This window comes from Sphingomonas sp. BL-S-29, from assembly GCF_055521495.1.
This window is the reverse complement of record NZ_CM145482.1, coordinates 2,658,689-2,675,247: the sequence shown is the minus strand read 5'-3', so window position 1 is coordinate 2,675,247 and position 16,559 is coordinate 2,658,689. Positions and strand designations below refer to the sequence as shown.

Here is a 16,559-nt window from a genome sequence, read left to right as displayed (position 1 = left end):
CTTCGTCGATGATCAATGAATTCTGGCTGCGTCACCATGGCGCCTGGCCGGCCGGCCTGGGCGGCCTCGCACTCGCCGCCGCGCTCGTCCCGCTGCCCGCTGCGGCCCAGGTCCGGATCGAGCCAGCCGCGGGAGGAGGCCAGCAGGCGATCTGCTCCTCGAACGGCATGATCGGCTTTGGTGACGAGGATGGCTGCGACAGCTTCCCGATCTACTCCAACGACACCAGGATCACGGTCGGCCCCGCCGGGCGGGAAATCATTCTCAATGGTGCCGACGGCCTGGCGACCTTCAACGGGGGCGCCATTTTCAACGAGGGCGTGCAATTCAACGGCCAGGCGCATTTCGCCGGTTTCACGACCGTGGACCAGCTCAATACGAACTCCATCAGCAACGCCGGCAACCTGGCCACCAAGAGCATCAACACAGGGTCGCTCGCCGCCACCGGCAACGGCAGTTTCGGGGGATCGCTGTCTTCGAACAGCTTTGCGACCGGCCTCGCCGAGATAACCGAGCTCCGAGTGGCGAAATCGACGTTCAATTCGTCGATGACGATCAGCGGCAAGCTGGCCATCACCCCCGGCACCACGATCGACGCCGGCGGAAACCGCATCCAGAATGTCGGCGCGCCAATCGCGGGGACCGACGCGGCGAACAAGGATTATGTCGACAATGCCATCGGGAGCGTGGCCGGCAACGTCACCAACCTGACCAACCAGGTGAACGATCAGGCCACGCGCATCACCGCCGTCGAGGCGACGAACGTCCAGCAGGACTCGCGGCTGACCAATGTCGAGAACGTCAACACCGTGCAGAACACCCGACTGACCAGTGTCGAGAGCGTCAACACGGTGCAGGATACGCGGCTGACCGGAGTCGAAACCGAGAACGTCACCCAGAACACGCGCCTGACCTCGGTCGAGGCCAGGAATGTCAGCCAGGATGCGCGGATGACGGCGATCGAGGCAGTGAACACCATCCAGTCGAACCAGATCGGGACCTTGCAGGATCAGGTCGGCGGGCTGCAGACGTCGGTCAACGGGCTGCGCCGGAACATCCAGGAAGCCAATGGCGGCATCGCGGCGGCCGTGGCGCTGGGCGGTACGATGATCGTGCCGGACAGCAATATTTCGATGTCGTTCAACCTGGCGACCTATCGCGGACAACAGGGCTTTTCGGGATCGGTCGTCGGCCGCGTCAGCCCCAAGGTCTATATCAATGCCGGCGTCGGCGGGTCGACCGTGCGCGGATCGACCGCCGGGCGCGTCGGCATCAGCTTTGGTCTCTAGAGCGATGAAGACGCTCGGAAATCTCGCGATTGCGCTCGCCGTCGGCGGCGGTCTCTTCACGCTACTGATCCTCGCCGAGGCCAGTACTCCGGGCCTGGACCTCGGCGCGACCAAGTTCGTGCTGCCGATGGTCCTCGGCTCGGGGTTGTTCACCGGCCTGAACGCGCTGGCGCGCAATCGCCGGATGCCAGTGGCGAACGATGCCCGAAAAGCGGCATTGCTCGCCTTTCCGCCAACGCCCGGGGCCGGCTGGGTCGTCATGATGCGCGACAGGAGCAATGCCGCGGGGTCGATCGGCTTCGACGTATCGGTCGATGATGAGGTGATCGCCCAGCTGATGCCGAAGCGTTTCACCATGATGGCATTGCCGGCGGGCACGCACCGCCTCTTCGCCGATATTCCCGGCGCGCCCGGCCCCTCGGCGGTCGCGCCGCTCAACATCGATGTCGTGGCGGGCGCTGTGATGATCTTCGCGATCCGGACGTCGATGGGGCTGGTGCGCACCTCGCCCCGGCTCGAGCCGGTCGCCGACTCGCCCGAGGCCCGTGCCATGCTCGCCCGGATGAAGCTGGTGGAACCCGATCCGGTCCGGCCATGAGCGCGGCGGCGAGCCAGTTCCTGTTCCACAGCGTCACGACGGCGCTACCGTTAGCGGCCATCGGCATCGTCGTGATCCTGCGCAGGGGGAAGACATCGCAGCCCGCGCCGCCCGTTACCGCGCCGGACGGGACGATCACCATAGCCGTTCGCGCGCTGTACCGGTACCAGGGCGGCCTGCTTGGCAGCAAGTCGCACAACAGCATCAATCCCCGCTTCGCGATCGCGCCCGATGCCATCCATTTCAAGCTGTTCCGGGAAGGCCGGCTGCCCTTTGCGACCATCGACCATATCGAGGTTCGCGATTGGTTCGGCAGCGTATACCTGTTGTTCCTCAACGCCGCCCCGCCCCGCCTGCTCAGCGTCAATGTCGGTGACCGCGCGACCGCGAAGCGCGTGCTGGACGCGCTGCCCCGTTCGATCGCGCTCACGCGGGAGGCAGCGACGATCCGCGATGGCGGGCCGGCCGCGGGGGCATCGGGGCTGAACCTTTATGGGGGGCGATTCTGGTGACGTCTGGAAACGATCGACGCAAAAGTCCTCACGGCCTACCCTCTACCCTGCTCGCCACGGTCGCGGCGAGCTGCTTCTGCTATTTCATCATCACCCTTCTGCTGCTGCATATGATCCGACCCGACTACACGGTCGTCGACCACATGATCAGCGACTATGCGGTGGAACGTTTCGGCTGGATCATGACGACTGCCTTTCTCGCGGTAGCCGCCGGCTGCCTGGCGCTGGCGATCGGCATGTTCCGCGACGAGCCGACGTCGTGGCTCAACCGGCTCGGCGCGGCTGCGTTGATCGTGGCTGCGGCGGGTCTGGTCGCCACGGCAATTTTCCCAACGGACCTCGAAACGGCCCCTTCGACGCGGACCGGGGATATCCACACGCTCAGCTTTCTCGTGAACGTCGTCAGCGTCCTGTTTTCGGCCATTTTCCTGGGGCTGAGTTACGGTGGCAACGATACCTGGCAGCGCCGAAAGGGGCCCGCGCTCGGCCTTGCGGCGTTCCTGGCCGCCGCATTCGTCGCCCAGTTCCTTACCCTTCACCGGGGTGCGCCCTATGGCATCGCCAACCGCGTCTTCGTGGCCGTTCTGATGTTCTGGCTCCTGTCGACCTGCTTATGGCTTCGGCAATCCGCGACCATGAGGCCATCCGACCCCTGATCACCCTCCCTTCCAATTTCTGACCGCCGCGCTATCCTTTGTCCAACGATAGACAAGGGAGAGATCATGTTCACGCGGAGGGAGGTGGTCGGTGCCGGTATCACGCTGGCGCTCGCGGGTCCGGCAGTAGCGGCGAAAGCCCCTGATCGCTTCGTAAAACGCGACGGGATCCGCTTTACCATCGGCGGCGAGCCCTATCGCTATGCCGGCGCGAACATGTGGTACGGCGCGTGGCTCGGGGCCGATGCGCCTTATGGAGACCGAGCGCGGCTGAAGCGCGAGCTGGATGCGTTGGCCGCGATGGGCGTGACCAATCTGCGCGTGCTGGCCTCTTCCGAGAAATCGCCGCTGCTCAACGCGGTCGAGCCGGCGATGCATGATGGGCGCGGTCACTATGACCCGGCACTGCTGGGCGGGCTCGATTTCCTGCTGGCGGAGATGGGCAAAAGGCAGATGCGCGCGGTGCTGTACCTGACCAATTTCTGGGAATGGTCGGGCGGGATGATGACCTATCTCAGCTATGTCGACCAGGGCCGCTTCATCAACATGAACGATCCGGCGCATCCCTGGCCGGAATTCCCGGATCATGTCTCGCGCTTCTATGACAGGGCGGATGCGGTCGCGCTGTACCACCGCCATATCCGCGCGATCGTCGGGCGCACCAACAAGGTCACCGGCATGGCGTATGCGGACGACCCGACGATCATGGCGTGGCAGCTCGCCAACGAGCCACGCCCGGCGGGCAGCGACGCGGTGGGGCTGGCCGCCCTGCCTGCCTTCCAGGCCTGGGTGCAGGGCACCGCGCGACTGATCCGCGGCCTCGCGCCGCGCCAGCTCGTCTCGACCGGGAGCGAGGGGCTGAAGGGGGCGCTGGAGCGCGAGGCGATCGTGAAGGCGGAACATCGGATCCCTGAGATCGATTATCTCACCTGCCATATCTGGCCGCTCAACTGGGGCTGGGTCGATGCGAAGAACCTGGCGGGCACGGAGGACGCGGGCGCGGTCAAGGTGGCGGACTATATCGCGCGGCATGTCCGTATCGCGACCGAGCTGGGCAAGCCGCTGGTGATCGAGGAATTCGGCTATCCGCGCGACGGGGGCAGTTACGATCCGTCCGCGGCGACGGCCTTCAAGGACCGCTATTACCGGCAGATCTATGGCGCGGTGGAGGCCGATGTCGCGCGCGGCGGGCCGGTCGCCGGAAGCAACTTCTGGGCCTGGTCGGGCGAAGGCCGGGCGGCGCATGCGGATCATCGCTTCGTGCCCGGCGACAAGGCCTGGCTGGGCGATCCGCCGCATGAGCCGCAGGGCTGGTACGGGGTATTCGACAGCGACGCCTCGACCCGCGCGATCATCCGCGCGCACGCTGCGGCGATCGCCACACCAGTGGCATAGATTCGCTAAGGGCGCCCCAAGCAAGCATCCGTTGCGGCCTGCCCGCCCGGGGACCATCTGCACTCCCCATGGCAAGCCTTCTCGATCCTTCCGCGCGTGGGCGCGTGATCCTTGTTGGTGCCGGCCCGGGCGACCCCGGGCTGCTGACCGTGCGTGCGGTCGAGGCGCTGAAGACCGCGGACATTCTGGTTCATGACGGGCTGATCGATTCGCGCGTGCTCGATATCGCGCCCGCCTCGGCGCAGCGCATTTCGGTCGCCAAGCAGCGTGCGCGGCATACGCTGCCGCAGGAGGCGATCAACGCGCTGATCGTCGCGCATGTGAAGACCGGCGCGATCGTCGTGCGGCTGAAGGGTGGCGACCCGTTCATCTTCGGGCGCGGCGGTGAAGAGGTCGAAGCGGTTCGTGCGGCCGGGCTGCCGGTCGAAGTGATTCCCGGCGTGTCGGCGGCGCTGGGCTGCGCGGCCGAGGCGATGCTGCCTCTCACGCACCGCGACCATAGCAGCGCTGTCAGCTTCGTGGCGGGCCAGTGCAAGGGCCTGACCGAGCAGGATTGGTCGGGGCTGGCCGGCAAGGGCCGCACGCTCGTCATCTATATGGGCGTCGCGACCGCGAACGACATTGCCGACAAGCTGATGCGCGACGGCGTGGCACCGGACATGCCGGTGGCGGTGCTGGAGCGCGGCACGCTGTCGGGCAGCCGCGCGATCAAGACCTTGCTCGCCGATCTCGGTTCGATGGTCGATCGCGAGAAGGTGGCGAGCCCGGCGATCATCGTCGTGGGCGAAGTCGTGGAATTGTCGGATGCCGAGGACAAGCTCGGCCGCTGGGCCCGAATTGCGGAGAGTGTCGCGTGAAATTGCTGACCGGGAACGACCTGCCGACCGGCGATGTGATCTGGTGGACCGGCCAGGGCTGGTCGCGCCATGTCGAGGAGTCGGTCGATGTCGGCGACCAGGGCGAGGCGATCGCCGGCGCCGAGGAAGGCGCCCGCCGCGTCAACGCACCCTATGTGATCGATGCGACCGCGACGCCCGAGGGGCCCCGCCCGGCGCATATCAAGGACCGCGTCCGTGCGCTGGGGCCAACGGTGCGGCTCGACCTGACATTGAAGCCCGCCGATCCGGCCGCGGGGAGCTGGGTGATATGAGCCTTACTGTCAATTCCTCCCCATCGCAGATGGGGAGGGGGACCGCGCGCTTCTTCAGCGCGTGGTGGAGGGGAGATTGCGGGACGCTCGCTTCGCTCGCGCCCCCTCCACCCCTCGCCTTCGGCTCGCGGTCCCCCTCCCCCGCTGCGCGAGGGAGGAATTAGGAAAAGCCATGTACAAATACGACCAATATGACCAGGCGATCGTCGATGCCCGCGTCGAGGAATTCCGCGACCAGGTGAAGCGCCGCCTTGCCGGCCAGATCACCGAGGACCAGTTCAAGCCGTTGCGGCTGATGAACGGCCTGTACCTGCAGCTTCATGCGTACATGCTGCGTGTCGCCATTCCGTATGGCACGCTGGACGGACGGCAGATGCGCATGCTCGGGCACATCGCGCGCAAGTACGATCGCGGGTACGGGCATTTCACCACGCGGCAGAACATCCAGTATAACTGGATCAAGCTGGCCGATGCGCCGGATATCCTGGCCGATCTCGCTACGGTCGAGATGCATGCCATCCAGACCAGCGGCAATTGCATCCGCAACATCTCGTCGGATCAATATGCCGGCGCCGCGGCGGACGAAGTGGCCGATCCGCGCCCCTGGGCCGAGCTGCTGCGCCAGTGGAGCACGTTCCATCCGGAATTCAGCTATCTGCCCCGGAAATTCAAGATCGCGGTGATCGCGGCCGATGAGGACCGCGCGGCGATGCGGCTGCACGATATCGGCATCCAGCTGCTCGAGCGGGACGGTGAACTGGGCGGCAAGATTTTCGTCGGCGGCGGCATGGGGCGCACGCCGATGGTCGCGCCCGAGATCAAGGATTTCGTCGGTGCCGACGATCTGCTCAGCTATGTCGAGGCGTGCCTGCGCGTGTACAATCGCTATGGCCGGCGCGACAATATGTACAAGGCACGGATCAAGATCCTGATCCATGAGCTGGGCGCCGACGAATATCGCCGTCAGGTCGAAGAGGAATTCCTCGCGGTGAAGGCGCTGGGCATCGACCCGCCCAAGGCCGAGTTCGACCGCATCACTGCCTTCTTCGCGCCGCCCGCCTTCGAGCAGGGCGCAAGCGAGCTGGTCAGCCGCAGCGACCCTGATTTCGCGGTATGGCTCGACCAGAACGTCAAGCCGCACAAGCAGCCGGGCTATGCCATCGTCAATATCAGCCTGAAGCCGGCTGGGGGCATCCCGGGTGACGCGACGGCGGAGCAGATCGACCTGATGGCGGCGCTGGCCGAGCGCTATTCGTTCGACGAGCTGCGCGTGACGCATGCGCAGAACATCGTGCTGCCGCATGTGCGCAAGGCCGATCTGTACGCGGTGTGGCAGTCGCTCAGCGAGGGCGGGCTGGCCGAGGCCAATCTCGACCTGATCAGCGACATCATCGCTTGCCCGGGGCTGGATTATTGCAGCCTGGCCAATGCCCGCTCGATCCCGGTCGCGCAGAAGATCGCCAGCCGCTTCGCCGATCCGGCGCGCCAGCGCGACCTGGGCGAGCTGAAACTCAAGATCAGCGGCTGCATCAATGCCTGCGGCCATCACCATGCCGGTCATATCGGCATCCTCGGCGTCGACAAGAAAGGCACCGAGAATTACCAGCTGCTGCTCGGCGGATCGGGGGCGGAAGATGCCAGCCTTGGCAAGATCACCGGCCCCGGCTTCGACGAGGACGGCATCGTCGATGCGGTCGAGCGCGTGACCGATCGTTATGTGCTGTTGCGCGAAGAGGGCGAACGCTTCCTCGACACCTATCGCCGAGTCGGCATCGACCCGTTCAAGGAGGCGATCTATGGGTGATCGGCTTCCTTTCGCTCTCCCTTCTCCGTTCGTTTCGAGCGACGTCGAGAAACAGGCAGCGGGCGTGCGCTCAATGTGTCTCGACTTCGCTCGACACGAACGGATGGGGACGGAGTCTTATCATGGGTGACCTACTCCGCTTTCGCGACGACGCCGCGCATGACGAGCCCGCAGTCACGCTCGATTCCTTCATGGGGCAGACCAACGCCACCGCGGTCCGCATCGAAGCGGGCGACGATGCGCGCGCGCTGATCCCGCATCTGGGGCAAATCGCGCTGATCGAAGTGAGCTTCCCCAAGTTCCGCGACGGGCGCGGCTATTCCTCGGCGCGGGTGCTGCGCGAGGCGGGCTATACCGGCGAGCTGCGCGCGGCGGGCGATGTGCTGGTCGACCAGATCCCGCTGATGAAGCGCTGCGGCTTCGACAGCTTCGCACCCGAGGCGGAGATCGACGCGGCTACGCTGCAGGCGTCGCTGGCGCGGTACGAGCATGTCTATCAGGCAGCGGCGGACGGCGCCGTGCCGGTATGGAAATTGCGGCATGGCTGAAGCCGCGCGGAAGATCGACGTCATCGATGCCCGGCCCGCTTTTACGCAGGCGGATGCGGACGCGCTCAACGCGCGCTTCGCGGGGGTCGATACGCTGACCATGCTGAAGGCGCTGTTCGCCGACGGCACGCTCGGCACGACGGCGGTCGTTTCTTCGTTCGGTACGGAAAGCGCGGTGTTGCTGCACCTCGTCGCCCGTGCTGACCCCAGCGTGCCGGCGATCTTCGTCGATACGCTGAAGATGTTTCCCGAGACGCTGGCATACCGCGAAACGCTGGTGCGAGCCTTCGGGCTGACCAACAGCTGGGTGGTGGAGCCCGACGCGGCGGTGCTCGCGGCGAAGGACGACAAGGGGCTGCGCTGGTCCTACGACCCCGATGGCTGCTGCGACATCCGCAAGGTCGAGCCGCTGAAGCGGGCCAAGGCCGGCCTCGACAGCTGGATTTCGGGCCGCAAGGCATTCCAGTCAGTCACCCGCCAGAACATCCCGCGCTTCGAGGTCGAGGACGGGCGGCTGAAGATCAATCCGCTCGGCGATTGGGTGAAGGCCGATCTGGAAGCCTATTTCGCGGAACATGACCTGCCGCGCCATCCGCTCGAGGCGGAAGGCTATCTGTCGATCGGGTGCCAGCCCTGCACCAGCAAGGTGCAGCCGGGCGAAGACCCCCGCGCGGGGCGCTGGCGCGGGTGGGACAAGGTCGAGTGCGGGATTCATGTCGACAAGCCGGGCGAAGAGCCGGTTTTCTGAATCTTCCCTTCTCCCCTTGTGGGAGAAGGTGGCGCGCAGCGCCGGATGAGGGGGAGTGAGGTTCGAGACAATCGAGTGTCCCCCTCACCCTTCCCAAGCTTCGCTTGGGCCCCTTCCCTCTCCCACAAGGGGAGAGGGAGAATTTAATAGCCCACGAAATCCGAGAACCGCGTCACGCTCGGCTCGAACTTGAGGATTACCTTGCCGGTGGCGCCGTGGCGCTGTTTGGCGATGATCAGTTCGGCCAGGCCGAACACGCGTTCCATGTCGGTCGCCCATTGCGCGTGATCTTCGAAGATCTTCGCGCTGTCGCCCTCGACCGGGCGCTTGGGCTCCTTGGCGGCGACGTAATAATCCTCGCGGTACACGAACATCACGATGTCGGCGTCTTGCTCGATCGAGCCCGATTCGCGCAGATCCGATAGCTGGGGGCGCTTGTCCTCGCGCTGCTCGACCGCGCGGCTGAGCTGCGAGAGCGCCATCACCGGCACGTTCATGTCCTTGGCCAATGTCTTCAGGCCGCGGCTGATCTCGGAGATTTCCTGCACGCGGCCGTCACCCGACGCCTTGGCCGAGCCGGTCAGCAGCTGGAGGTAATCGACGACCACCAGCCCGATCTGGTTGTTGTGGCGCCGCTGCAGCCGGCGCATGCGGGTGTGCAGCGCGGCGATGCTGAGGCCTGCGGTATCGTCGATATAGAGCGGCAGATTCTCAAGGTCGGCGGCGGCGGCGGCGAGCTGGTTGAATTCGGCGCGGCTGATCTTGCCCATGCGCAGCGCCTCCGAGCTGATCCGGGCCTGTTCCGACAAAATACGCGTCGCGAGCTGGTCGGCCGACATTTCGAGGCTGAAAAAGGCGACCTTGGCACCGACCGATTCCTCGGGCGCAATGCCGTCCTGCATGTCGCGCATCCAGCGCTGCGCCGCGTTGAAGGCGATGTTGGTGGCGAGCGAGGTCTTGCCCATGCCGGGACGACCGGCGAGGATCATCAGATCCGAATGGTGCATGCCGCCCATCTTGGCGTTGACCGAATCGAGCCCGGTGGTGACGCCCGACAGGTTGCCGCCCGAGTTGAGCGCACGCTGCGCCATCTTTACTGCGAGCGTGGTCGCCTGGGCGAAGCTCTTCACCTGGCTTTCGGTGCCGCCATCGGCGGCGACCTTGAACAGCTCCTCTTCGGCGAGCTCGATCTGAAGGCGTGGATTGACCTCTTCCGAGGTGTCCAGCGCGCGATCGACCAGGCCGCGACCGACCGTCACCAGCGTACGCAGCATGGCGAGATCGTAGATCTGCTGCGCGAACTGGCGCGCGCCGATCAGCCCCGCGCCCGAGCCGGTGAGCTGAGCGAGATAGCTGGGGCCGCCCAGTTCCTTCATGCCCTCGTCCGCCTCGAACATCGGGCGCAGCGTGACCGGGGTCGCGAGCATGTCGTTGCCGCGCGCCTGCTTGATCGCCGCGAAGATACGGCCGTGCACCGGCTCGTAGAAATGGTCGGGCTCGAGCTTGTCGACCAGATCGTCGGCCAGCCGGTTGTCGATCATCATCGCGCCGAGCATCGCCGCCTCGGCCTCGACATTCTGGGGGAGAGTCTGGGCTTCGGGTAGAATCGGGGTCGGAAGGATCGCTGTGGCCATGGCCGTCTTTCACAGAGGTCACGCGCGGGCTCAAGTGACCGCGCAGTACAATAACGGGGATAAGTTCCCGGCGCCCGGTGAAGCGAGCGTGTTGTTCCCGGCGGCCTTCCCCTTTACGGGAACGTCATGGCCGACCCGCGCATCATCGCCGTATCCCTCGACGAGCGCACCATATTATGGCGCTCGGCCGATATCGAGCAGGAACGGCGAATCGCGATCTTCGACCTGGTCGAGGGCAATTATTTCTGTCCGCAGCGCGCCTATCCCGATGGCTATGCGGGGCCGTTCAGGATCGCGCTGGCGGTGGAGGAAGGCCGGCTGGCGATCGCGATTCACCGCGAAGACGAATCGCATCTCGAGACCTATGTGCTTGCGATGGGGCGCTTCCGGCGACCGATCAAAGACTATTTCGCCATCTGCGACAGCTATTACGAGGCGATCCGGCACGCGACGCCAGCGCAGATCGAGACGGTCGACATGGCGCGCCGCGGCATCCACAACGAGGCGGCCGAATTGCTCAAGGAACGGCTGGAGGGGAAGATCGAGATCGATTTCGACACCGCGCGGCGGCTGTTCACCCTGATCTGCGTGCTGCACATCAAGGGCTGACGACATGGCCAGACGCACCTGGGGCAACCGGCTGCGGCGCGCCGGGATGGTCGTTGTCGGCCTGTTGCTGGCCGCGACGGCCGGCTGGATCGGCGCACGCGCCTGGCGCCCATCCGACAGATATGATTTTCAGGGCGTCGATATATCCGAGCAGCAGGGCGCGGTCGAATGGTCGACGGTGAAGGCCGGGGGCGCGGATTTCGCCTATCTGCGCGCGACGTTCGGTTCCAACGGGCGCGATGCACGCTTCGCGACCAACTGGTCGGATATCCAGGCGTCGGGCATGCGCCGTGGAGCGCTGCACGTCTATTCGCTGTGCCGGCCCGGCGCTGCCCAAGCGAATAACTTCATCACCACGGTACCGCGCGACAGCGACGCCCTGCCCCCGGCGGTCGAGATCGATTTCGCGCCGGATTGCGGCGTCCGGCCGGCGCGCGATGTCGTGCTGGATGAATTGCGGCGCTTCCTGACCATGGTGGAGGCGCACAGCGGCAAGCCGGCGCTGATCAAGATCAGCCGGCGGTTCGAGGCGGCCTATCAGGTGACCGGCGCGATCCCGCGGACCATCTGGGCAGTGCAGGATTTCATTCCGCCCGATTATACGGCAAGGCCGTGGCGGATGTGGCAGGCGAACGACATGCGACGGATCGACGGGATCGACGGGCCGGTGCGCTGGGACGTGGTGGCGCCGTGACGGACGAGACCGCCCAGCGCGATCGCCTGATCGCCGCCGCGCGCGAGGCGGCGCTCCACGCCCATGCCCCCTATTCGCGCTTCGGCGTCGGCGCCGCGGTGCTGCTGACCGACGGCAGCGTGGTGACCGGCACCAATTTCGAGAATGCGAGCTACGGCCTGTCGCTCTGCGCCGAGACGGTCGCGCTCGCCACGACCAATGCCCAGGGGCGGCTGCGCGACGTGGTCGCGATCGGCGTGATCGGCGGCGTGATGGACTCGGCGGGCAAGCCCACCGGCACCAAGCCCGTGGGGCCGTGCGGCCGCTGTCGCCAGGTGATCAACGAGGCGGCGCAACTCGGCAAGCGCGATATCGTGGTGTGGTGCGCGGGCGCTGAAGGCGACGCCCATGAGCGGCATCTGTTGTCGGAATTGCTGCCGCACGCCTTCGGGCCGGGCGATCTGGGAATCGACTGACTGTCAGGGTGTTGCTGTTCCTGCGACGGCCTCAGGCGTCACGGTTGTTGTACTGTTTGCCGCGCCGAGAAACCCCGAGACACCTCGTCCAAAATCTTCGCGCCTTCGCGTGACATCATCGGCTCGCGAAATTCCACCCCGCCAGTTGCCGGGATCGCCCGTCCACATGTCATTATTATAGCGAAATAAAACGGCCCTATCGGGCCTTTTGGAACGTCCTGTCCCCGAGGTCGTATTGAGCAGGTCAATCAGGAGAACCTCCCCCATGAAGAACATCTTTCGCGCCGGCGTCATCGCCGCGTTGCTCGCCACGTCCGTCAGCGTGCCCGCCATGGCGCAGCATCGCCAGCCTTCCCATCCGCAGGCGCATGGCCAGCAGCAGCGCCCGTCCTGGCGCGAGGTCAGCGCCTCGCGCGGCCACAAATGGCGCAAGGGGCAGAAGCTCGCGCGCAATCAGCGCCGCTATGTGGTCAGCGACTGGAACCGTCGCGGCCTGCGCACGCCGCCGCGCGGATATCAATGGGTGCGGGAGAACAACAACAGCGGTGACTATCTGCTCGTCGCCGTCGCGACTGGGCTGATCGCCAGCATCCTGACCCAGTAAACACTTACGATACGCATGACGGCCGGCCGCCTCGCGAGGCGCGTCGGCCGTTGTCGTTTTGCGCGGATCGGTCTTGCCCCGGACGGCCATTCCCGCGAAAGCGGACGGCTAAAGGGAGGCGTTTTATGTCGATCATGTCGGACCGCTGGATTCGCGAGCAGGCGCTCGCCAACGGCATGATCGAGCCGTTCGTGGACGGCCAGAAGCGCGACGGCTGTGTCTCCTACGGCCTGTCATCCTATGGCTATGACGCGCGCGTTTCCGACGAGTTCAAGATCTTCACCAATATCGACAGCGTGATCGTCGACCCGAAGGACTTCGCGGCGAACAGCTTCGTCGATCGCAAGACCGATGTCTGCATCATCCCGCCCAACAGCTTCGCGCTGGCCCGGACCGTCGAATATTTCCGGGTGCCGCGCGACGTGCTGGTGATCTGCCTCGGCAAATCGACCTATGCGCGCTGCGGGATCATCGTCAATGTCACGCCGCTGGAACCCGGCTGGGAGGGGCATGTGACGCTCGAATTCTCGAACACCACCCCCCTACCCGCGAAGATCTACGCGAACGAAGGCGCCTGCCAGTTCCTGTTCCTGGAGGGCAACGAGCCCTGCGAGACGAGCTATGCCGACCGAGCCGGCAAATATATGGGCCAGCGCGGGGTGACCCTGCCGAGGCTCTGAGCCCCGGCACGATCATGATGCGCCACGCCTAGCGCGAGGACATTTGCCGCGCGTTGAGCAGGGAAAGCCCCGCGTTCGCGAGAGAATGGGACGAGGCCGTCCGTTCGGCCGTGACGTCCATCAGCGCATCCGGCTGAGCCAGGACCGCCTGATACAGCGCCCGTGCTTCGTCCTGCCGGCCAGTGTTGCGATAGACCGCCGCCAGGTTGAGCATCAGCTCGGGACGTGAGGGATAGATGCGGCGCTCGGCGAGCAGGGTTCGCTCAGCCGTATTGAAATCGCCCTGTTTGATCGCGCTGAATCCGGTGCGGTCGCTCGCGACAGCTGCGCTGCCCGCACCAGCCAGGACAATTCCGGCAATCAGCACTCCAAAACCGATACGCATTGCTCTTCTCCTTACCGACCTTTCCACGAAAGGTTTCATTTTTATGACACTGTTGTGTCACTTCAATGACTCTGCCGCAACAGTTTTGCGACAGAACGGTTACAGATGCAGCGCGGGTTTTCAGGCAACAAAAAAAGGGCGGTCCCTGAGGACCGCCCTTTCCCGTTTTCGTCCGATCAGATCGATCAGAAGTCGTTGCGATACTGCTCGTTGCCGATGAACCCGAGCTTGGTCACGCCGGAGCGCTTGATGACCGCAAGAACTTCGTCAACCCGCGCGTAACGCGCCTGGGGATCCGGCTGGAAATGCAGCTCCGGCTCCGGGTTGATGCCCTTGGTCGCTTCCAGATATTGCTGGAGAGTGACCTTGTCGACCGGCGCGCCGTTCCAGGCGATCGTGCCCGCCGGATCGATCGTGACCTTGTTCTTCTGCGGATCGATCGGCGGCGGCTGGTTGTTCGGGTCGTTGATCGGAAGATCGACCTTCACCGCATGCGTCTGGATCGGAATGGTGATGATGAACATGATGAGGAGCACGAGCATGACGTCGATAAGCGGCGTCGTGTTCAGATCCATCATCGGCTGGCCGTCATCGGAGCCACCGCTCATTGCCATATCAAATTACTCCTAAGCTCTGACCGGTCACATCCGCTCGGCGTTGCCGCCGGGCGGGGGCTCGGAAATGAAGCCGACCTTGGCAAAGCCTGCCATCTGCATCGTGTAGATCGCACCGCCAACGCAGCGATACGGCGTGTTCACGTCACCGCGGATATGCGCTTCGGGAAGTTCGAGATCGGGATTGCCGACGCCGCCCTGGCGCGCAATCTCAGCCTTCAGCTTCGCCACCGCGCGATCGAGCAGTTCCGTATGAGTCACCGGCGAGGTACCCCAATAGATGCCGCAGGTGCCATCGGGCTTCTGCAGGATCGAGAGCGATACATTCTCGGGCTTCGTGGTCGTGGGGTCGTAACGAATATCGGGAAGCTTCAGCTTCACCGACTGCAACACGACGGGCACCGCGATCAGGAAGATGATGAGCAGAACCAACATGACGTCCACCATGGGAGTCGTGTTGATGTCCGACATCGGCTTTTCTTCGGCGCCGTCGCCGCCAACGCTAATTGCCATTGAGGACTATCCTATCCTTGCAACTGCGCCACCGGGAAACTCCGGCGGCGAGGAGGCGGGGCGACGCCAATGAGCGCCGCCCCGCCCCGTCATCAGCGTGCTGCCGTGGTGGTCGCAGCGGCCGGCTTCGCTGCCGGAGCTGCCGCACCCTTGCGGACTGCAACCGCCGGGCGAACCGCGCCGTCCGACGCCAGGTAACCAAGCACGTCGTTCGAGAACGCGTTCAGGTCTTCGGCGATCGACTTGTTGCGACGCTGCAGCCAGTTGTAGGCGAGCACCGCCGGAACGGCGACGACGAGACCGAGAGCGGTCATGATCAGCGCCTCACCGACCGGGCCGGCGACGGCGTCGATCGATGCCTGACCGGCAGCGCCGATCTTGATGAGCGCGCGGTAGATGCCGATAACCGTACCGAACAGGCCGATGAACGGTGCGGTCGCGCCGACGGTCGCGAGGAACGCCAGGCCCGAGTTCAGCTGCGAGTTGATCGACGCTTCCGAACGCGCCAGCGAGCCGTGCAGCCAGTCATGAGCCTCGACCGGATCGGTCAGGCGGGTGTGCTGCTCCTGAGCCGACAGGCCGTCATCGACGATCTGCTTGTAGGCCGAGTTCTTCTCGAGCTTCGCCGAAGCCTCACGCAGGCTGCTGGCGTTCCAGAAGCCACCGCTGACGCGCTTGTGCTGGTTGATCACCTTCTGCTGCTCGAACAGCTTGGTGAAGAGGATGTAGAGCGAGACGAAAAGCATCAGCACGAGAATGCCGAACACGGTCTGCGAGATCAGGCCGCCTTCACGAAGGGCGGGGACCAGGCCGTACGGGTTGTCGCCCTTGGGGGCGGCTGCTGCGGCGCCGGCCGCAAGGATGGTGGTGAGCATTTTGGTTGGTTTCCTCTAGGCTGTATTTTTAACTGTCATATCATCGAGAAACGGCCCGGCACGACGCGCCGGGCCGACTCTTACCCTCAATCCTCGGGCAGCACCCACTTGACCGGCAGATTGGCGGTCGAGACCATGGGCTGGCCATTCTCGTCCTTTGCCGGGGTGTAGCGCACCCTGCTCCGCGCGATGCGGCACGTCGTATCGTCCAGCGAGCTGTTACCGCTCGAGGTGGAGATCGTGCACGCGGTCACACGGCCATCGGTACCGACGGTCAGCCTTGCAACAACACGACCCTGGGCACCGGCGCGAATCGCTTCCGACGGATAGGAATCATTGTTGAAGAACTGGCCCGGGTTACCCTTGAGTCCGGCTGCCTGCGAAACGCGTGGCGGGGCCGGCGGCGGTGGCGGTGGCGCAGCGACCGGCGTCGGCACGAATACCGGCGGCGGAGTCTGCACCGTCTGGATGACGACTTGCGGCGGCGCGTTCGTCGTCACGATCGGCGGTGGCGAGACGACCGGGGGCGGCTCGAGCGGCTGATCTGGCGGCGGGGGCGGCGGCTCATCGGGCGGCGGGGGCGGCGGCTCCTCGACGTCGAAGGTCTTTAACTTCTCCGACATAGCCTTCACGTACTTGTACGTGAGACCGGTGACGAAGGCGTAACCCATGACGGCGACGATCACCGACACGATCACGATCGCCACCACGCGGTTGCCGCTTACATTACGGTCAGCATAAGCCATTCAGAAACGAAACTCCTCTATCCGTACACGACGCGTATCGCCGATCCGTA

At 65.0% G+C, this 16,559-nt stretch carries 21 protein-coding genes; 15 read left to right on the top strand and 6 right to left on the bottom strand.

The genetic code is table 11. The features are described 5' to 3' along the window. The first annotated feature begins 8 nt into the window (after positions 1-8). The 10 genes from ACZ1I2_RS12735 (at position 9) to ACZ1I2_RS12690 (ending at position 8,700) form a co-directional block, all read left to right on the top strand. Entirely contained in the window at positions 9-1,289 is a 1,281-nt protein-coding gene (locus tag ACZ1I2_RS12735; protein ID WP_465176991.1) for a hypothetical protein, read from the top strand. A 4-nt stretch (positions 1,290-1,293) separates the two neighbouring features. Next, positions 1,294-1,887, top strand: a complete 594-nt coding sequence (locus ACZ1I2_RS12730; RefSeq protein ID WP_465176992.1) for a hypothetical protein — start codon at positions 1,294-1,296, stop codon at positions 1,885-1,887. Beyond that, on the top strand, positions 1,884-2,399 hold the full coding sequence (locus ACZ1I2_RS12725) for a hypothetical protein (RefSeq protein WP_465176993.1): 516 nt from the start codon (positions 1,884-1,886) through the stop codon (positions 2,397-2,399). The genes ACZ1I2_RS12730 and ACZ1I2_RS12725 overlap by 4 nt, the downstream gene beginning before the upstream one ends. Further along, positions 2,396-3,055 carry a DUF998 domain-containing protein gene (locus tag ACZ1I2_RS12720; RefSeq protein ID WP_465176994.1) on the top strand — a complete coding sequence of 220 codons (660 nt, stop codon included), beginning with the start codon at positions 2,396-2,398 and terminating at the stop codon, positions 3,053-3,055. Before ACZ1I2_RS12725 ends, ACZ1I2_RS12720 begins: the two co-directional genes overlap by 4 nt. 66 nt (positions 3,056-3,121) lie before the next feature. Next, positions 3,122-4,450, top strand: a complete 1,329-nt coding sequence (locus ACZ1I2_RS12715) for a glycoside hydrolase 5 family protein (RefSeq protein ID WP_465176995.1) — start codon at positions 3,122-3,124, stop codon at positions 4,448-4,450. 68 nt (positions 4,451-4,518) lie between these two features. Then, on the top strand, positions 4,519-5,307 hold the full coding sequence (gene cobA, locus ACZ1I2_RS12710) for a uroporphyrinogen-III C-methyltransferase (protein WP_465173765.1): 789 nt from the start codon (positions 4,519-4,521) through the stop codon (positions 5,305-5,307). After that, positions 5,304-5,600: a DUF2849 domain-containing protein gene (locus ACZ1I2_RS12705; protein ID WP_465173766.1), complete on the top strand. Its 297-nt coding sequence runs from the start codon at positions 5,304-5,306 to the stop codon at positions 5,598-5,600. Before cobA ends, ACZ1I2_RS12705 begins: the two co-directional genes overlap by 4 nt. Positions 5,601-5,772: 172 nt before the next feature. Beyond that, positions 5,773-7,404 (top strand): nitrite/sulfite reductase, encoded by a 1,632-nt coding sequence (locus tag ACZ1I2_RS12700; protein ID WP_465173767.1) that lies wholly within the window; start codon positions 5,773-5,775, stop codon positions 7,402-7,404. A 122-nt stretch (positions 7,405-7,526) separates the two neighbouring features. After that, the gene (locus ACZ1I2_RS12695; RefSeq protein WP_465173768.1) at positions 7,527-7,952 is read left to right on the top strand and encodes a DUF934 domain-containing protein; all 426 of its coding nucleotides are present in this window, start codon (positions 7,527-7,529) and stop codon (positions 7,950-7,952) included. Beyond that, on the top strand, positions 7,945-8,700 hold the full coding sequence (locus ACZ1I2_RS12690) for a phosphoadenylyl-sulfate reductase (protein ID WP_465173769.1): 756 nt from the start codon (positions 7,945-7,947) through the stop codon (positions 8,698-8,700). The genes ACZ1I2_RS12695 and ACZ1I2_RS12690 overlap by 8 nt, the downstream gene beginning before the upstream one ends. Positions 8,701-8,843: 143 nt before the next feature. Here ACZ1I2_RS12690 and ACZ1I2_RS12685 read toward each other — a convergent pair whose 3' ends face one another. Next, on the bottom strand, positions 8,844-10,334 hold the full coding sequence (locus ACZ1I2_RS12685; RefSeq protein WP_465173770.1) for a replicative DNA helicase: 1,491 nt from the start codon (positions 10,332-10,334) through the stop codon (positions 8,844-8,846). Positions 10,335-10,460: 126 nt separating this feature from the next. Between ACZ1I2_RS12685 and ACZ1I2_RS12680 the strand changes: the two genes are divergently transcribed. From ACZ1I2_RS12680 to dcd, 5 genes are all read left to right on the top strand, one after another. Further along, the gene (locus ACZ1I2_RS12680; protein ID WP_465173771.1) at positions 10,461-10,943 is read left to right on the top strand and encodes a UPF0262 family protein; all 483 of its coding nucleotides are present in this window, start codon (positions 10,461-10,463) and stop codon (positions 10,941-10,943) included. A 4-nt stretch (positions 10,944-10,947) separates the two neighbouring features. Beyond that, positions 10,948-11,637 (top strand): glycoside hydrolase family 25 protein, encoded by a 690-nt coding sequence (locus ACZ1I2_RS12675; RefSeq protein ID WP_465176996.1) that lies wholly within the window; start codon positions 10,948-10,950, stop codon positions 11,635-11,637. Then, positions 11,634-12,092, top strand: coding sequence for a cytidine deaminase (locus ACZ1I2_RS12670; RefSeq protein WP_465173773.1), 459 nt, complete (start codon positions 11,634-11,636; stop codon positions 12,090-12,092). Before ACZ1I2_RS12675 ends, ACZ1I2_RS12670 begins: the two co-directional genes overlap by 4 nt. A gap of 265 nt (positions 12,093-12,357) precedes the next feature. Continuing rightward, on the top strand, positions 12,358-12,696 hold the full coding sequence (locus ACZ1I2_RS12665; RefSeq protein WP_465176997.1) for an RcnB family protein: 339 nt from the start codon (positions 12,358-12,360) through the stop codon (positions 12,694-12,696). Positions 12,697-12,821: 125 nt separating this feature from the next. Further along, positions 12,822-13,376 carry a dCTP deaminase gene (gene dcd, locus ACZ1I2_RS12660; protein ID WP_465173775.1) on the top strand — a complete coding sequence of 185 codons (555 nt, stop codon included), beginning with the start codon at positions 12,822-12,824 and terminating at the stop codon, positions 13,374-13,376. Positions 13,377-13,404: 28 nt separating this feature from the next. Here the strand turns inward: dcd and ACZ1I2_RS12655 are convergent, their stop codons facing one another. From ACZ1I2_RS12655 to ACZ1I2_RS12635, 5 genes are all read right to left on the bottom strand, one after another. Next, positions 13,405-13,761 carry a tetratricopeptide repeat protein gene (locus tag ACZ1I2_RS12655; protein ID WP_465173776.1) on the bottom strand — a complete coding sequence of 119 codons (357 nt, stop codon included), beginning with the start codon at positions 13,759-13,761 and terminating at the stop codon, positions 13,405-13,407. A 185-nt stretch (positions 13,762-13,946) separates the two neighbouring features. Further along, a complete protein-coding gene (locus tag ACZ1I2_RS12650; protein ID WP_465173777.1) occupies positions 13,947-14,375 on the bottom strand; it encodes an ExbD/TolR family protein in 429 nt (142 codons plus the stop codon). Positions 14,376-14,402: 27 nt separating this feature from the next. Continuing rightward, positions 14,403-14,888: an ExbD/TolR family protein gene (locus ACZ1I2_RS12645; RefSeq protein ID WP_465173778.1), complete on the bottom strand. Its 486-nt coding sequence runs from the start codon at positions 14,886-14,888 to the stop codon at positions 14,403-14,405. Between the two features lie 92 nt (positions 14,889-14,980). After that, the gene (locus ACZ1I2_RS12640) at positions 14,981-15,763 is read right to left on the bottom strand and encodes a MotA/TolQ/ExbB proton channel family protein (RefSeq protein WP_465173779.1); all 783 of its coding nucleotides are present in this window, start codon (positions 15,761-15,763) and stop codon (positions 14,981-14,983) included. Positions 15,764-15,849: 86 nt separating this feature from the next. Next, the gene (locus tag ACZ1I2_RS12635) at positions 15,850-16,509 is read right to left on the bottom strand and encodes an energy transducer TonB (protein ID WP_465173780.1); all 660 of its coding nucleotides are present in this window, start codon (positions 16,507-16,509) and stop codon (positions 15,850-15,852) included. Positions 16,510-16,559: the final 50 nt, after the last annotated feature.

Coding starts and splice junctions, on each gene's coding strand:
- ACZ1I2_RS12635 (WP_465173780.1), bottom strand. CDS start 16,509: ATGGCTTATGCTGACCGTAATGTAAGCGGCAACCGCGTGGTGGCGATC.
- ACZ1I2_RS12645 (WP_465173778.1), bottom strand. CDS start 14,888: ATGGCAATTAGCGTTGGCGGCGACGGCGCCGAAGAAAAGCCGATGTCG.
- ACZ1I2_RS12675 (WP_465176996.1), top strand. CDS start 10,948: ATGGCCAGACGCACCTGGGGCAACCGGCTGCGGCGCGCCGGGATGGTC.
- ACZ1I2_RS12700 (WP_465173767.1), top strand. CDS start 5,773: ATGTACAAATACGACCAATATGACCAGGCGATCGTCGATGCCCGCGTC.
- ACZ1I2_RS12680 (WP_465173771.1), top strand. CDS start 10,461: ATGGCCGACCCGCGCATCATCGCCGTATCCCTCGACGAGCGCACCATA.
- ACZ1I2_RS12735 (WP_465176991.1), top strand. CDS start 9: ATGATCAATGAATTCTGGCTGCGTCACCATGGCGCCTGGCCGGCCGGC.
- ACZ1I2_RS12725 (WP_465176993.1), top strand. CDS start 1,884: ATGAGCGCGGCGGCGAGCCAGTTCCTGTTCCACAGCGTCACGACGGCG.
- ACZ1I2_RS12665 (WP_465176997.1), top strand. CDS start 12,358: ATGAAGAACATCTTTCGCGCCGGCGTCATCGCCGCGTTGCTCGCCACG.
- ACZ1I2_RS12695 (WP_465173768.1), top strand. CDS start 7,527: ATGGGTGACCTACTCCGCTTTCGCGACGACGCCGCGCATGACGAGCCC.
- cobA (WP_465173765.1), top strand. CDS start 4,519: ATGGCAAGCCTTCTCGATCCTTCCGCGCGTGGGCGCGTGATCCTTGTT.
- dcd (WP_465173775.1), top strand. CDS start 12,822: ATGTCGATCATGTCGGACCGCTGGATTCGCGAGCAGGCGCTCGCCAAC.
- ACZ1I2_RS12690 (WP_465173769.1), top strand. CDS start 7,945: ATGGCTGAAGCCGCGCGGAAGATCGACGTCATCGATGCCCGGCCCGCT.
- ACZ1I2_RS12730 (WP_465176992.1), top strand. CDS start 1,294: ATGAAGACGCTCGGAAATCTCGCGATTGCGCTCGCCGTCGGCGGCGGT.
- ACZ1I2_RS12685 (WP_465173770.1), bottom strand. CDS start 10,334: ATGGCCACAGCGATCCTTCCGACCCCGATTCTACCCGAAGCCCAGACT.
- ACZ1I2_RS12715 (WP_465176995.1), top strand. CDS start 3,122: ATGTTCACGCGGAGGGAGGTGGTCGGTGCCGGTATCACGCTGGCGCTC.
- ACZ1I2_RS12650 (WP_465173777.1), bottom strand. CDS start 14,375: ATGGCAATGAGCGGTGGCTCCGATGACGGCCAGCCGATGATGGATCTG.
- ACZ1I2_RS12640 (WP_465173779.1), bottom strand. CDS start 15,763: ATGCTCACCACCATCCTTGCGGCCGGCGCCGCAGCAGCCGCCCCCAAG.
- ACZ1I2_RS12655 (WP_465173776.1), bottom strand. CDS start 13,761: ATGCGTATCGGTTTTGGAGTGCTGATTGCCGGAATTGTCCTGGCTGGT.